Genomic DNA, 533 nt, shown 5'->3' with positions numbered 1-533 from the left:
TCTTTCAGACCATCGATGGCCATACGACCGGAGCCTATCCAGTCGCAGTTCCCCCAGGCACTGCGGGCTTCCTGAAAACTGAAGCGCGCTTTTGAAGGTAACGTCACCACGCGGCGAACGATGGCCTCTTCCAGCCAGCACAGAAACATCTGGCTCGCCTGACGGGATGCGACGAATTTTCGCCGCCCCATAAAGTACGCCCACGACTCGTTCGCACTGGCCCGTGCCGTGGAGTAGCTCATCTGGGCGTAATTCCGGGAAAGCTGCTCATACGAGACACCCAGCCCGGCAGCGATATACCGCAGCAGTGACTGCTCAAACACGGAGTAGCCGTTATCCGTATCCTGAGCCGTCTGCAGGTTCAGTGAGTCACCCGGCATCAGGTGCGGTACTTTTGCGCCTCCCAGCCGGACCGGCGCTGCGGCGTAATACGCGGCAATTTCACCAATCCAGCCGGTCAGCCTTTCCCGCTGCTCCTGACTGTTCGCGCCCAGAATAAAATCCATCGCTGACTGCGTATCCAGCTCACTCTC

At 59.1% G+C, this 533-nt stretch carries 1 protein-coding gene; it reads right to left on the bottom strand.

The window, feature by feature from the left end; translation table 11 throughout:
• On the bottom strand, positions 1-506 hold a 506-nt coding region (locus HP556_RS00160; RefSeq protein WP_478134400.1), incomplete at its 3' end, for a phage portal protein.
• Positions 507-533: the final 27 nt, after the last annotated feature.

Origin of the sequence: Tardiphaga robiniae, from assembly GCF_013359755.1 — a bacterium.
Lineage (GTDB): Bacteria > Pseudomonadota > Alphaproteobacteria > Rhizobiales > Xanthobacteraceae > Tardiphaga > Tardiphaga robiniae.
The sequence above is the reverse complement of the archived record's forward strand: the minus strand, read 5'-3'. Positions and strand labels throughout refer to the sequence as shown.